The organism is Mycobacterium sp. ABE4_509 (genome assembly GCF_056160785.1).
Genome location: NZ_JBSWXU010000068.1, coordinates 12,610 through 27,361, shown reverse-complemented (window position 1 = coordinate 27,361; position 14,752 = coordinate 12,610). Strand labels below are relative to the sequence as shown.

Below are 14,752 nucleotides of genomic sequence, written 5' to 3'. Positions count from 1 at the left end.
TGGTCGATGACGAGGTCGGTGACCGGGCGCATGAGGCCGTGTTGGCGGACCAGGGGCAGGAAGGTGTCGGGGCTCAGGGTGCCCAGGTCGGGGTGGGGCCAGCGCAGTAGGGCTTCGACGCCGGCGAGTTGGCCGGTGCGCAGGTCGATTTTGGGTTGGTAGACGATGGTCAGGTCGCGCTGGTCGATGGCGTGGCGCAGTTCACCGAGCAGGCGGATCTGGGCGGCGCCGTCGCTGGTGGGTTGGTCGGTGGTCTCGGCGCGTGCGACGGCATCGGGGTCGAGCATCATGTCGGCGGTGAAGATGTGGACGTGGGCCGAGCGGGAGCGTTTGGCCGCGTACATGGCGATGTCGGCGCGCTTGACGAGGGTTTCGGGGTCGAGGTCGGGTTCGTGGGGGGCGGCGGTGGCCAGGCCGATGCTGGGGTGGATGAGCATGTCGTGGTGGTCGATGTCGAAGGGCTGGGTGAAGGCGTTCAGGATTCGTTGGGCGATCAGGGGGGAGTCGTCGGTGCGGCCTTCGACCAGGACCGCGAATTCGTCTCCGCCGACGCGGGCGACGGTGTCGCCGGGGCGGATGCAGTCGGCGATGCGGTGGCCGGCGACGATGAGCAGGGTGTCGGCGGTGGGGTGGCCCAGGCTGTCGTTGACGAGTTTGAAGTCGTCGAGGTCGAGGGAGATCACGGCCACGGATCGGTCGTCGCGGGCGCGCAGGGTCATCGCATGGGCAAGCCGGTCGGAGAACAGGGCGCGGTTGGCCAGTCCGGTCAGCGGGTCGCGCAGTGCCTGCTCGGCGGCCGCGGCCAGCAACCGCCGGTTCTCCCAGGCCGCCACCGACTGGCGCAGCGTCACCGCGACCACGATCAGCGGCACCAGGAACCGCTCCAGGCTCGACATCACCAGCAGCGGGCCGATGGTGCCGGCGAGCAACAGCGGCACGTAGGGCAGCCACAGCGAGACCTGCGACGGCACCGCCAGGGCGGGGCGTCGCGGCGGCGCCTCCTGGCGCCCGAGCAAAGCCGCCGCGGCGAACAGGATCAGCGATGTCGCCCAGACGACATCGAGCAGGATGCCGACTTCGAAGGTGCCCGAGATGAGCAGGTAGACGAACACGACTTGGGCCACCGTCAGGACACCGAGCGCGAGGGTGAGCAGACCCACCATGCGACGTTCGGAGCGGTCGGTCCGAACCAGCACTGCGATGGCGATCGCCAGGGCGATCAGGTCGACGACGGGGTAGAGAACGGCCAGCCCGAGTGCCAGGCGGTCCTCTCGGTAGCTCTCGTAGGCGTGGCGCAGGACCACGATCCAGAACAGGAGCAGCAGGCACAGCGCGACGGTCGTCCCGTCGAGCAGCAACCGTAGCCGTGCCTGCCGGGTCGAATCGGCGGCGAACTGCGTCATCGCGACCGCGGCCAGCAGCCCGAAGGCCACGTAGAAGAAATCTGCCGGGGAGGGCACCGGGGTGCGCTGCAGCACGAGGTCGTGGAACATCCAGATCACGTCGCCGATCACCCAGTTGCCCAGTGCGACGGCCATCACCGTCCAGGCCCGGCGCAGCCGGCCCTGCGCCCGCCGCGCGGCCAGCGTCGCGCAGATCGTCGCGTAGCCGGACAACCCGAGCAGCAGCGCACTGTCGAAGAGCACGACGGGGTAGCTGTTGCCGACCGCGACCAGCCCCACCGCCAGCGCGGCGGTCAGCCCCAGGGGCACCGCGAAGGCGGGCTTCAGGTAGGGCCGATCCCGACCAGTCGCCACGGCGGCCCCCAAAACAGATCCTGCGCTCTTGCACCTGCGACGTCGGCGACGATTGCCGCCCACGCGTCGGATGCGTCGAGCACGACGCTAGCTCAATCATCCCGCCGCGGTGCGCAGGCCTGCCGATTCGGTGAAGTGCGGTGGCTATGCCGGCAGCGCCGGGTGAATCTCGACCTCGCTTGCCTTGACCGCGAAGTACACCCGCCGGCCCGGTTCCAGATCGAGATCTGCCGCCGCGGCCGCGGTGATGTCGGCTGCCAGCCCGGTGCTTCCGTCGGGTTGGTCGGCGCCGCGAATCCGCACCGTCGGTCCATGGGCATCCAGGCCGGCGATGGTCACCGGGATCACGTTGCGCGGGCTGCCCTCGGGCGGGTGGGGGTAGACCGCGACCGCAGCCGGCCGGCACAGGGCCACGGCCTCGGCGCCGACCGGGAGCTCGCCGACCCCGGCGATGGTCGCGCCCCAGCTCGTCCGGATCTCCCGGGGCCGCGACATCCGCCCCGAGACCAGGTTGATGCCCGCGATCCGGGCTGCGAAATCGCTGCGCGGTGCCGCCAGCACCCGGCGGACCGGACCGCGCTCGACCACCCGGCCGCCCTCGATCACAGCGACGCTGTCGGCGACGGCCAACGCGTCGAGCAGGTCGTGGGTCACGATGAGCGCCGTGCGGCGCTGCTCGGACAACATGGCACGCAGCAACCTGCGCATCGGCGGCGCCGCGGTGACGTCGAGCGCGGACAGCGGCTCGTCGAGCAGCAGCAGCCGCGGTTCGGCGGCCAGCGCGCGCGCCAGGGCGACGCGTTGGGCCTGGCCGCCGGACAGCTGGGCGGGTTTGCGACCGGCGAGATCGGCGAGCCCGACCGCATCCAGCCAGGAGCGCGCGGCGGCACGGGCCGCCGATCGGGATCGTCGCGCACAGCGTGGCCCGTAGCCGACGTTGGCGGCGACGCTCAGGTGCGGAAACAGCAGCGGCTGCTGACCCAGCATCGCGACCCCGCGGGCGTGGGGCGCAACGAAGACGTCGCGTTCGGTGTCGGTGACGGGCTCCCCACCGATCTCGACGAGGCCGCGGTCGGGGCGAAGCAGCCCGGCGATCATCATCAGCAGGGTGGACTTGCCGACCCCGTTGGGGCCGAGCACGGCCACGACCTCGCCGGCGTCGAGTGCGATGTCGAAGTCCACCCCCCGCTGCGTCGAGGTTGCACGGACCCGGACGGCGCTCACAGCGGCCCGGCCAGTCGCCGGCCGGCGGTGGCGACCACGATCGCCGCCGCTACGACGATGAGCAACAGCGACAACGCGACCGCGGCATCGGCGTCGGTCTCACGCTGCAGATAGATCTCCAGCGGCAGCGTGCGGGTAACGCCCTGCAGCGATCCGGCGAAGGTCAGCGTCGCACCGAACTCGCCGAGTGAGCGGGCGAACGCCAGCACCGCGCCGGAGATCAGGCCGGGCAACACCATCGGCATCGTCACCGTGCGCAGCACCGTGGTCGGCCGCGCCCCCAGGGTTGCCGCGACCTGCTCGTAGCCGGCGCCCACCGAACGCAGCGCCCCTTCGAGGCTGACCACCAGGAAAGGCAGCGAGACGAAGGACTGCGCGAGGACCACCGCCGTCGTCGAGAACGCCACCCGGAGGCCCAGCGCCTCCAGATGCTGGCCGAGCAGCCCCTGCCTGCCGAACGTGTACAGCAGCGCGATTCCCCCGACGACCGGTGGCAGCACCAGGGGCAGCAGGACCAGCGCCCGCAGCACCGAACGACCCGGGAACTCGCCGCGGGCCAGCGCCAGCGCCATCGGTATTCCCAGCAGGGCGCACACCGCGGTGCTGGCCGCGGCGGTCTTGACACTCAGAAACAGCGCCGCACGAGATGATTCGGAGGTGACGAGGGGGACGAAGTTCGCCCAATCGATGCTCAGCAGGATCGCGAACAGCGGGAAGACGACGAACAGCGCGCCGATCGACGCGGGCAGGTAGATCCAGGCGGGCAGCCCCACCTGCACCGGGCCCGGGGCCGGCCGTCGTCTCACGGTGCCGCGAAACCGGCGGCGGCCAGGACCTGCTGCCCCTGTGGGCCGGTGACCAGATCGATGAAGGCCTGCGCGGCAGCGGGGTTCGACGACTCGGACAGGGCGGCGATGGGGTAGGTGTTGACGGCATCGGCGGACTGGCCGAACGCGACCTCGGTGACGTCGTCACCGGCGTCGGCGGCGTCGGTGACATAGACCAGGCCCGCGTCGGCCTGTCCGGCGGTGACCTTGCCCAGCACGTCGGTGACGCTGGATTCCTCGCTCACCGGGGACAGGGTCACGCCGGTGGACCGTTCCAGCTTCTCGGTCGCCGACCCGCAGGGCACCTGAGGTGCGCACACCACCAGCTGGAGGCCCGGCTGGGCCAGGTCGGCGAAGTCCGCGATCGCCTTCGGGTTGCCCGGTGGGGTGACGATGGTCAACACGTTCGTGGCGAACTCGACGGGTTCCCCGGCGATCACGCCGGCATCGACCGCCTTGGTCATGTTCTCGGTGTCGGCCGAGGCGAACACGTCGGCGGGGGCGCCCTGGGCGAGCTGGGTGACCAGACTGGAGGAGCCGGCGAAGTTGAAGGTCACCGTCGTCGACGGATGATCGTGTTCGAAGCGGGCGCCCAGTTCGGTGAAGGTCGGCCGCAGTGACGCCGCCGCGTAGACCGTGAGGTCGCCCGAGAGGGCGGCGGTCTGCTCTGCCGGGGCGGGCTCGGTGGCGGCCGAGCAGCCGGCGATCGTCATCGCGACGGTCAACGCCGCGGTGCGGCCGGCCGGCCGTGTCACGATGTCCCCGCCGGTGTCTCGACGATGACGGTGGTGGCCTTGACGACCGCGACGGCGACGACCCCCGGCCGCAGGCCCAGCTGCTGCGCGGACTCCGAGCTCATCAGCGACACCACCGTGAACGGACCGCACTGGAGCTGGACCTCACACATCACCGAGTCCGCGGTGACCTTGGTGACCAGCCCGGTGAAGCGGTTGCGCGCCGAACTGCCCACACCGAGCGGATCGGGTGGCGGGCAGGCCTGCTCGCGGGCGAATTCGGCCAGCGCCTCGCCGGCGATGACCTTGCGGCCCGACTCGTCCTTGAACGAGGCCAGGGTGCCGGCGTCGATCCAGCGGCGCACGGTGTCGTCGCTGACCCCGAGCAGCACCGCCGCGTCCCTGATCCGGATCGCGGGAACCATGACCCTCCCATAAGTCCGTGAATGCGGGTCAAAGATATCAAAAACTCCGCAGATACGGATTCTTGGCGGGTCTATCCGTCGTCGTCTTCGTCGTCTTCGTCGTCTTCGTCGTCTTCGTCGTCTTCGTCGTCTTCGTCGTTGTCGTCGAGCACCGAGAACGGTTCGGTGGGGGTCTCCACCACCAGCAGCTGGGCGGCCGACTCCGCCGGCACCACGTTGCGCGACAGTGCCTGTAGCGCACGCTCGGTGCCGACGTCGTGGCCCGCGCGCTCCGAGAGCAGCCAGCGCACCTCGAGCAGGTCGCAGTAGGCCTGAATCGCGCTTCCGGTGCCGCCGACGGCGGCGTGGGCGCGGTGCATCATCGGTGTGGCGACCTCCATCACCCACAGCTGCGCCGCGGTCCGCTCGTCGACATCGTGGCCGGCCTCCCGGCACAGCTGTCGCTGGTAGGCCTGCAGGTCGCCGAGCAGGATCCGGGCCTGCCCCTCGCCCACATCCAGACCGGTCAGCCGCTGCAGTGCGCCGGCGTGATAGCGGCGATCACCCACCGCGACGTGCAGCCGGAGCTCGTCGGCGCCGTCGTGCACCGGGTTCAGTGAGACTTCGTCGACGGCGAAGCCGAGCTCGTTGAGCTTGCGGATGGTGCCGTCGACGAGGTACCGGTCGGCGAATCCGAACGTCGGCGCCGCGTGCAGCAGCGCCCACAGCCGCTCGTAGCGGGTGCGGATCTCCAGGGCCTCGGTGATGAACCCGGCCTGCAGGTCGGGCCTGCCGAGATGGGCCGCCACGTCGAGCAGCCCGGCCGCGACGTTCTCCACGGTGATGTCGACGTCGTGGGCGCGCTGGCCGTCGGACAGGGTCGGGTGGATCTCGCTGGTCTCGGCGTCGACCAGGAACGCCTGCAACACCTGACCGTCCCGGGAGAACAGCGTGTTGGCAAGTGAGCAGTCACCCCAGAACACGCCGTGCCGGTGCAACTCCACCAGCAGCGTGGCCATCGCGTCGAACAACCGGGCCCGATGCTTGGGTGCATCGGGGGGCAGCCGCATGAACATCCGGCGGTACTGCCACGACCCGACGAGATAGCGGGTCAGCAGGATCGCGCTGTCGAAATCCGGCTGCATCACCACCCCGGCCGGGCGGACCGCGTTGAGCCCCATCTCTTCGAGGCGGCCGAGCGCAGCGTATTCGCGAGCCGCGATCCGGGGCGGGAGTTCCTTGAGCGCCCACAGCGCGCCGTCGGACTCGGCGAACCGCACCAGATGCCGGCTCGGTCCGACCGCGAGCTCACGCAGCACGACGCCGGGCGGGGCCCACTCGACGAGCGGTCGGTCCCACGGCAGCGTCAGCAGTCCCGGGCTGGTCGCCCGCAACCGCAGTTCAGGGGCGGCCATCTGGTGAAACCTGCCGTGCCGTCCCTCGGCTCAGCCGGTGGGCGCGGCGTGGCGTCCGCGGCTCTCGGGTTCGCGCTCCTCGCGCGAGCGCTCGTCGACCACCCGGGTGAGGTTGTCGCCGGTGTGCGGATCGAACAGGTGCAGTCGCTGGGCATCGAGCCACAGGGTGGCCTCGTCTCCCGAATTCACCCGGCTCATCGGATCCAGCTCCACACAGATCTGGCTGCGCAGCTGCTCGCTGTCGAGGTCCTTGGCGAGCTCGGCGAGCTGCCCGGAGATCTCGGCGGCAGCCTCGAACGGCACGAACGCGTACTGCTCGTTGCCGAGCCACTCGGTGACGTCGATCGTGACATCGAAAGTGACCCCGCGGGAACGCTTGTCGCCGTCGACGAACTCCGCGTCCTCGAACGCACCGGGGCGGATGCCGGCGATGTACACCGCACCGTCCTGACCGTCACTGAGGGCGGCGCGCCACTCATCGCGCATCGGGACGGTGGCGAACGGCAACTCGAGTTGGTCCCCGCGCACCCGCGCAGGCACGAAGTTCATCGGCGGCGAGCCGATGAACCCGGCCACGAACAGATTGACCGGCTGATCGTAGAGCTCGCGTGGGCTCGCCACCTGTTGCAGCACACCCTTTTTCAGCACCGCGACCCGGTCACCGAGGGTCATGGCCTCGGTCTGGTCGTGGGTGACGTAGACGGTCGTCACCCCGAGCCGGCGTTGCAGCCGCAGGATCTCGGTGCGCATCTGGCCGCGCAGTTTGGCGTCGAGGTTGCTCAGCGGCTCGTCGAACAGGAACGCGTCGGCCTGCCGGACGATGGCCCGGCCCATCGCGACGCGCTGGCGCTGGCCGCCGGACAGGTTGGCCGGCTTGCGGTCGAGGTGTTCGCCGAGTTCGAGGGTGTCGGCGGCCTCGGTGACCCGCTTGCGGATCTCCTCGTCGGAGAGCTTGCCCGACAAACGCAGTGGGAACGCGATGTTCTCGAACACCGACAGGTGCGGGTAGAGCGCGTAGTTCTGGAACACCATCGCCAGGTTGCGGTCGCGGGGGGCCTTGTCGTTGACCCGCGTGTCACCGATCATCAGGTCGCCGGAGGTGATGTCCTCCAACCCGACGATCATCCGCAGCAGCGTGGACTTCCCGCAGCCCGACGGACCCACCAGGATCATGAACTCGCCGTCGGCGATGTCGAGGCTGACGTCGTTGACGGCCGGGTAGCCGTCTCCGTACTTCTTGACGATATTGCGCATCGTTATTGCTGCCATGGGGTTATCCCTTCACTGCTCCGGAGGTCAGACCGGCGACGATGCGCCGCTGGAAGATGAGAACCAGGATGACGACGGGGATCGTGACGATCACCGACGCAGCCATGATGTAGGGCACGGGCGACTCGAAATACGAGGCGCCCTGGAAGAACGCCAACGCCGCCGGCACCGTGCGGGCGCTGTCGGTCGAGGTCAGCGAGATCGCGAACAAGAAGTCGTTCCAGCAGAAGAAGAACGTCAGGATGGCGGTGGTGAACACCCCCGGCGCGGCCAGCGGGATGATCACCTTGCGGAACGCCTGCCACTGGGTGGCGCCGTCGACCTGCGCGGCATGTTCCATCTCCCAGGGGATCTGACGGAAGAACGCCGAGAGCGTCCAGATCGACAGCGGCAGCGCGAACGTCAGGTAGGGGATGATCAGGCCCAGCCAGGTGTCGTAGATACCCAGACCCCGCCACATGTCGAACAGCGGACCCACCAGTGCCGCCTGGGGGAACATCGCGATGGCCAGGGCCAGTGACAACAGCACCTTCTTGCCGGGGAACTCCAGCCGGGCGATGGCGTACGCGGCGAACATCGCGATGACCACCGAGATCGCCGTGGCGATCAGTGCGATTCCGATGGAGTTGATCAGCGCGCGGGTGAACAACGGTTCGCTGAAGATCTGGGCGAAGTTGTCCAGCGTGAACGAACTCGGCAGGAACTGTGGGTCCCGCGACACGATGTCCGACGGCGGCTTGAAGGCGAGGCTGATCATCCACAGCACCGGGAAGAAGCTGTAGATGACGATGACGATGCCCGCGATCGTCCACCACTTGGTGTTCTTGGCGCTGTTCACTGGTCACCCCTGACTTGCGAGAGGTCGGTTCGGAAGACCTTGATGAAGATCCACGCGATCGCCACGACGGTGAGGAACAACAGCACCGAGACCGCAGAACCCATCCCGAGGTTCACCAGCGTGACGTTCTGCCGGTAGGCCAGGAACGAGATCGGCTCGGTGTTGTTGGCGCCTGCGGTCATCACGTACGGGTTGTCGAAGATCCGCCAGGCGTCGAGCGTGCGGAACAGCAGGGCCACCATGATGGCGGCCTTCATGTTCGGCAGCGTGATCTTCCACAGCCGCTGCCAGGCGGTGGCGCCGTCGACCTTGGCGGCTTCCTGCATGTCCTCGGGAACCTGGACCAGGCCCGCGAGCAGCAGCAGCGAGATGAACGGTGTGGTCTTCCAGATCTCGGACAGGCAGATGACGAAGATGGCCGACCAGCGGTCGCCGAACCAGTCGAAGCCGGTCAGGTTCAGCCATTGGTTGACGAACCCGGAGTCGATGGCGAACGCGTAGCGCCAGATGAATGCCGAGACCACCGTGACGATGCCGTACGGGATCAGGATCGCGGTGCGCAGCGGACCGCGGCCCCGGATGATGCGCAGCATCACGAAGGCGAACCACAGCCCGAGCACCAACTCGATGGCGACGGTGATGACCGTGATCGCCGCGGTGGTCACGAAGTCGTTCCACCACACCGGGTCGGTGAGGATCACCAGGTAGTTGCTCAGGCCGACGAAGCTGCGACCGCCCGGGTCGGTCAGGCGGAAGTTGTACAGCGACAACACCAGGGCGTAACCCAGCGGATAGGCGGTGACGAGCAGCATCACCACGTAGGACGGGAGCGTCAGGTAGACCCCGAGGCGCCGCTCTCCGCGGGCCCGTTCACTGAGTGCCGCCTTGCCGGGGTCCTTCTGCACCGGCGGGCTGTCCAGCGTGGTCATAGCAAGCGCCTCCCGGCGAGCACGTCAGCCATGAATTCGTCGGTCCTTTCCGGGGTTTGCTCGGTCACCGAGGACGGCGGATGCCAGGTCAGCTGGATCGCTCCGGAGATGTCGGTATAGAACGGGGTCAACGGTCGCGGTCCGCCCTCGGCGATGGATTCGCGGATCAGATCGGCGTTCTCGTACTCGGCCCGGATGGTGGGGTCGTCGTAGGAGGCGGCGTACGGCGACGGTTCGCCCTCGTCGAGCATGTACTGGGTGGCCTTGGGGAGCGCGTTGATGCACTCGACGAGGTCGACGGCGAGGTCGGGGTGCTCGGAGTACGCACCCACACCGAGGTTGGCCCCGCCCAGCGGCGGCGCGCTCGGGCGGTCGGGCGAGACCCGGGGGTAGCGGGCCCAGCCGATGTCGTCGACGACGGCCTGGTCGAGGGTGCCCTCCTCGGCGGCGCCGCGCGCGGCGGCCAGCACGTAGGGCCAGTTGAGCATGAACATGCCGGCGTCGGACTGGAAGGTGGCGCGGGCCTGTTCCTCGGCGGCGTTGGACAGGTCGGCCGGCGCGGCGGAAGACCGGGCCAGCGTTCCGACGATCTCGGCGGCCTTGTCGCCGGCCGGGCTGGCCATCGACGGGGTGGCATCGCGCCCGGCCTCGACGTCCTGCAGCACCTGGCCGCCGCCGGAGAGCACCAGCGCGTTGATCCACACCATGTAGCCCTCGTACCGCTGGGCCTGTACCGCGATCTTCTTGTCCTGCCCCACAGCGGCTTTGAACATCTCGTCCCAGGTGAAGGTCGGGCTGGTCGGGTCCACGCCCGCGGCCTCGGCCAGTGACTTGCGGTACCAGAGCAACTGGGTGTTGGTCTTGTAGGGAGCGCCGAACAGCTGGTCGTCCCACATCCCGGTCTGCACCGGAGCCGGGAGCATGCCGGCGGTCAGCCGGCTGGTCTCCTCGGGGCTGAACGGTCGCAGGAACCCGGCGTTGGCGAACTCGGCGGTGAACACCACGTCGAGGCTGACCAGGTCGATGGAGGAGTCACGGGCGGCCAACCGGCGCACCATCTGCTCCCGCTGAGCGGTGGCGGTGCTGGGCAGCGGTTCGATGCGGACCTGATAGGCGCCGCCGGAGGCGTCCTGGCATTGCTGGGCCCGCGCCTCCGAGCCGCCGTTGTCGGGCAGGATGTACCACGTGAGCGTCGGAGGGCCACCCTGGCTCCCGCAGGCGGACAACAGCGTTGCCGCCAGGAGAGGCGCGCTGGCCAGCGCGATCGCGCGGCGCCGTCGCCCTCGGGCGAACTGTATTCGTCTCATCACGTCCTCGTCGTCGAAGCCAGATGTGCAGTCCCAGCCCGGATGAAGCCTCGAACTCCCACATTCGGTACGCCGATGAGTGTGTCACACCTCACAGGTCTGTTGGGGCAGCGGTGTCAGCGCGGCGGGGCGGTGGAGCCGCGGATCACCAATCGGGTCGGCAGCGTCGTCACCGCCGGCGTGACGACGGAATCGATGCCGGGGCCCCCACCTTCGAGGTCGCCGAGCACCAGACGCGCCGCAATGCGGCCCTGTTCGCGGACGGGTTGGGCCACCGTGGTCAGGTCGCTCAGTTCCGCCGACGGGTGGTCATCCACCCCGATCACCGAGACCTGTTGCGGGACGGCGATTCCTGATCTGCGCAGGGTGCGCAGTGCGCCGAGGGCGATCTCGTCGGAATGGCAGAAGACCGCGGTGGGCAACTGGGGGTCGCTGAGCAGCGTCTCCATGCCGTGCGCGCCCCCGTCGATGCCCCACGGCACGCGCACCACCGAGGGGTCGGTCAGGCCGGCCTCGCCCATCTGCCGATGGAAGCCCCGGATTCTGGCTTGGTCGGCTGCCCACGGGGTGCCCTCGTCGTCGACCGCCTGGATCATCGCGACGTCACGATGGCCGATCCGCAGCAGGTGTCCGACGGCCTGCTGTGCGGCCAGCTCGTCGTCGATGCCGACCCAGGGTTGCCCGGCGGGACGCTGGTGGCCGCCGACGAGCACCGTCGGGACACCGAGTTGGTCGAGGCGGGTGCGTTCCCTGGTGGTCAGCGGGACCGAGACCACGATCACCGCGTCGACCTTGCGCCGCAGCGGAAGTGCTTCGAAGAAGCGGTGCCGAGCGGGTGAGTCGGGCAGTGTGCAGAGCACGAGATCGACACCGACAGTGTCGAACTCACCGGCGATCCCGGCCAGAACGGTGGAGTAGAACCAGGCGTCGATACGCGGGACGACGACGCCGACGCGGCCGGTGGGGCCGCCGGACAGCCGCGACGCCTCGGGGGAGACCACATAGGCCAGGTCGCGCGCCGCGGACAGGATGCGGTCGCGGGTGGCCGGGGAGACTCCGGGTTCGCCGCGCAACGCGCGCGACACCGACGCGATCGACACCCCCGACCGGCGCGCGACGTCGGTCATGTTGACCGTCTGCCTGGGAATCATCAAGTGCCGAGGTTAACCCAACGTAAGTATTTACGTCTATGGCCAGAGGTTTGACACAATGCTGCTTTTGCCCGACTCTTGTGCCGCAAACGTTTACGTATCGCCAGAGGAGTGCCGTGGCAGTCTCGAGTCCGTCGTGGTGGCAGACCGCAGTCGTCTACCAGGTCTACATCCGCAGCTTCGCCGACGGCACCGGCGACGGCATCGGTGACGTTCAAGGCATGCGGGAGCGGCTACCCTACCTGGCCGAGTTGGGCGTCGACGCGATCTGGATCAACCCGTGGTACCCGTCGCCGATGGCCGACGCCGGCTACGACGTCGCCGACTACCGCGACATCGAGCCGGCATACGGCACCCTCGAGCAGGCCCAGTCTGCGATCGCCGAGGCGCACGCGCTGGGCATCAAGGTGATTCTCGACATCGTCCCCAACCACACCTCCGATCAGCACGCCTGGTTCCGGGCCGCACTCGCCGGTGATCCGGGGGCCCGCGAGCGCTACCACTTCCGGCCCGGCCGCGGCGCCGACGGCGAGCTGCCGCCGAACAACTGGCAGAGCATCTTCGGAGGTCCGGCCTGGACCCGGCTGCCCGACGGCCAGTGGTACCTGCACCTGTTCGCACCGAGTCAGCCCGACCTGAACTGGGACCACCCCGAGGTGCGCCGGGAATTCGAGGACATCCTGGCGTTCTGGTTCGACCGCGGCGTCGACGGCTTCCGCATCGACGTGGCCCACGGCCTGGTCAAGGAGCCGGACCTGCCCGACAGTGCCGACATCGACGCACCGCCGCACTCCATCCTGCAGTTCGAGTCGCGCCACCCGGCCTGGGATCAGGACGGCGTCCACGAGATCTATCGCGGCTGGCGGTCGGTCGCCGAACGCTACACGCCCGAGCGCATCTTCATCGCCGAAGCGTGGGTGTCGACCAACGAGCGGCTGGCGCGCTATCTGCGCTCCGACGAGCTGCACACCGCCTTCCAGTTCGACTTCCTGCGCTCGCCCTGGCGGGCCGACGTGCTGCACTCCGTCATCGACGACGCCATCGCCTCGGCGGCCACCGTCGGCGCACCCCCGACCTGGGTGCTGTCCAACCATGACGTGACCCGCACGGTGACCCGGTTCTCCCGCTCGCAACCGGGCCACCTGATCGGCACCGATTGGGAGCGCAAGCGCTGGCCCGACGAGGACCCCGACCACAGCCTCGGGCGCCGGCGGGCCCGCGCCGCCGCCCTGGTGCAGCTCGCACTGCCCGGAACCGCCTACATCTATCAGGGTGAGGAACTGGCCCTCGAAGAGATCGAAGACCTGCCCGACGACGTACGCCAGGACCCGACGTGGGCGCAATCGGGGTTCACCGACGTGGGCCGCGACGGGTGCCGGGTTCCGCTGCCGTGGACGGCGAGCTCGCCGCCGTACGGGTTCGCCGCCGAGGCGGGAGCGGCCACCTGGCTGCCCCAACCCGGGCACTGGGCCGAGCACAGTGTCGAGGCCCAGGACGACGATCCCGCTTCCACCCTGAACCTGTATCGCGCAGCGCTGCGGCTGCGGCGTTCGCTGTGGCGCGACGCCGGCGACGTCAAATGGCTGACCGTGGCCCCCGATGTCGCCGCGTTCGAACGCGGCGGCGCACAGTGCTGGGTCAACACCGGTAGCACCGGCGTGCCGCTGCCCGACACGATGACCGTGGCGCTGGCCTCCGAACCCGCGCTCGAGCGCACCCTCCCGCCCGACTGCGCGGTGTGGCTACAGGGCCCGCAGTCGTCGCGCTAGCACCCGGAAAGGTCATCGGAAAGGTACAGCAAAGGTCTTTGTGCCCTCTCCAAACACCTCATCGCGACGCACTCTGGAGAGCGACGACGACCCCGACACAGGTGATGAGGCGATGAGCAGTTCATTCCCCGACGCCGCAACCCTGCGGTCTGCGCTCGCACTGGCCGGACGTGCCCCGTCGGTGCACAACTCCCAACCGTGGCAGTGGCGGTTGGGCGGCAACAGCCTGCACCTGTTCGCCAACCCGGATCTGCTGTTACCCCACACCGACCCCGATGCGCGCGACCTCATGCTCAGTTGCGGTGCGGCACTGAACCATTGTGTGGTGGCGCTGGCCGCGCTGGGCTGGCAGACCAGGGTGCAGCGGCTGCCCAACCCCGATGACGAGAACTACCTGGCCGTGCTCGAGCCCTATCCGTACCCGGCCGCCGACCTCGACATCTCGCTGGCCGCGGCGATCCCGCGGCGGCGTACCGACCGGCGGCACTACAGTTCCTGGCCGGTCCCGCGCGGAGACATCGCGCTGATGGGGGCCCGCGCGGCCCGCGCCGGGGTTCTGCTGCGCCGGGTCGAGGATCTCGAGGGCCTGCGGCTGCTGGTGACCGACGCGGCGTTCCGGCACCGATCGGACCGCGAGTATCTGGCTGAGTTGGCGACCTGGAGCGGGCGGTACGCCTCGACGGCCGGGGTTCCCGCGCGCAGCGTGCCCGGCCCGGACGGCACCGGCCCGATCCCGTTGCGGGCCTTCGCCGGCGGGGTGCTGCCACACAATCAGAACGCCGCTGCCGCCGAGGACAAGGCGGCTGTGCTGGCTCTCGGCACCGTCGAGGACGACCGGCTGTCGCGGCTGCGGGCGGGGGAGGCGACGAGCATCGTGCTGCTCACCGCGACGGCTCTCGGGCTGGCGAGTTGCCCGATCACCGAGCCGCTGGAGATCGCCGAGACCCGCCAGGCCGTCAGCACCGACGTGTTCGGCGACGACGCACATCCGCAGATGTTGCTGCGCATCGGCTGGGCGCCGGTCAACGCCGATCCGCTGCCGTCCACGCCGCGGCGGGAGCTGTCGGAATACGTCTCCGATCTCGACGACGCACCGATGGCCGACGATTCACCGTCGGCCGAGTGACC

13 protein-coding genes are annotated in these 14,752 nt (G+C 69.4%); 2 read left to right on the top strand and 11 right to left on the bottom strand.

The window, feature by feature from the left end; genetic code table 11:
* The 11 genes from ACXAID_RS15700 to ACXAID_RS15650 all read right to left on the bottom strand — a co-directional run.
* The coding region (locus ACXAID_RS15700) for a diguanylate cyclase domain-containing protein (protein WP_475023136.1) at positions 1 to 1,757 on the bottom strand (1,757 nt) is incomplete at its 3' end.
* Between the two features lie 144 nt (positions 1,758 to 1,901).
* Positions 1,902 to 2,981, bottom strand: a complete 1,080-nt coding sequence (locus ACXAID_RS15695) for a sulfate/molybdate ABC transporter ATP-binding protein (protein WP_475023135.1) — start codon at positions 2,979 to 2,981, stop codon at positions 1,902 to 1,904.
* Complete coding sequence (locus tag ACXAID_RS15690; RefSeq protein WP_475023134.1) at positions 2,978 to 3,787, bottom strand: ABC transporter permease; 810 nt, start codon at positions 3,785 to 3,787, stop codon at positions 2,978 to 2,980. The genes ACXAID_RS15695 and ACXAID_RS15690 overlap by 4 nt, the downstream gene beginning before the upstream one ends.
* Positions 3,784 to 4,521: a molybdate ABC transporter substrate-binding protein gene (gene modA / locus ACXAID_RS15685; protein WP_475023139.1), complete on the bottom strand. Its 738-nt coding sequence runs from the start codon at positions 4,519 to 4,521 to the stop codon at positions 3,784 to 3,786. Before modA ends, ACXAID_RS15690 begins: the two co-directional genes overlap by 4 nt.
* A gap of 38 nt (positions 4,522 to 4,559) precedes the next feature.
* Positions 4,560 to 4,967 carry a TOBE domain-containing protein gene (locus tag ACXAID_RS15680; RefSeq protein WP_475023133.1) on the bottom strand — a complete coding sequence of 136 codons (408 nt, stop codon included), beginning with the start codon at positions 4,965 to 4,967 and terminating at the stop codon, positions 4,560 to 4,562.
* Positions 4,968 to 5,038: 71 nt separating this feature from the next.
* Positions 5,039 to 6,361, bottom strand: coding sequence for a DUF4032 domain-containing protein (locus ACXAID_RS15675; RefSeq protein WP_475023132.1), 1,323 nt, complete (start codon positions 6,359 to 6,361; stop codon positions 5,039 to 5,041).
* Positions 6,362 to 6,391: 30 nt separating this feature from the next.
* Complete coding sequence (locus tag ACXAID_RS15670) at positions 6,392 to 7,630, bottom strand: ABC transporter ATP-binding protein (RefSeq protein ID WP_475023131.1); 1,239 nt, start codon at positions 7,628 to 7,630, stop codon at positions 6,392 to 6,394.
* A 4-nt stretch (positions 7,631 to 7,634) separates the two neighbouring features.
* Positions 7,635 to 8,468 (bottom strand): carbohydrate ABC transporter permease, encoded by an 834-nt coding sequence (locus tag ACXAID_RS15665; protein WP_475023130.1) that lies wholly within the window; start codon positions 8,466 to 8,468, stop codon positions 7,635 to 7,637.
* Entirely contained in the window at positions 8,465 to 9,397 is a 933-nt protein-coding gene (locus tag ACXAID_RS15660; RefSeq protein WP_475023129.1) for a carbohydrate ABC transporter permease, read from the bottom strand. Before ACXAID_RS15660 ends, ACXAID_RS15665 begins: the two co-directional genes overlap by 4 nt.
* On the bottom strand, positions 9,394 to 10,704 hold the full coding sequence (locus ACXAID_RS15655) for an extracellular solute-binding protein (protein WP_475023128.1): 1,311 nt from the start codon (positions 10,702 to 10,704) through the stop codon (positions 9,394 to 9,396). The genes ACXAID_RS15660 and ACXAID_RS15655 overlap by 4 nt, the downstream gene beginning before the upstream one ends.
* A 116-nt stretch (positions 10,705 to 10,820) precedes the next feature.
* Positions 10,821 to 11,855 carry a LacI family DNA-binding transcriptional regulator gene (locus ACXAID_RS15650; RefSeq protein WP_475023138.1) on the bottom strand — a complete coding sequence of 345 codons (1,035 nt, stop codon included), beginning with the start codon at positions 11,853 to 11,855 and terminating at the stop codon, positions 10,821 to 10,823.
* Positions 11,856 to 11,971: 116 nt separating this feature from the next.
* Between ACXAID_RS15650 and ACXAID_RS15645 the strand changes: the two genes are divergently transcribed.
* Positions 11,972 to 13,624: a glycoside hydrolase family 13 protein gene (locus ACXAID_RS15645; protein WP_475023127.1), complete on the top strand. Its 1,653-nt coding sequence runs from the start codon at positions 11,972 to 11,974 to the stop codon at positions 13,622 to 13,624.
* Between the two features lie 112 nt (positions 13,625 to 13,736).
* Positions 13,737 to 14,750 (top strand): Acg family FMN-binding oxidoreductase, encoded by a 1,014-nt coding sequence (locus ACXAID_RS15640; RefSeq protein WP_475023126.1) that lies wholly within the window; start codon positions 13,737 to 13,739, stop codon positions 14,748 to 14,750.
* Positions 14,751 to 14,752: the final 2 nt, after the last annotated feature.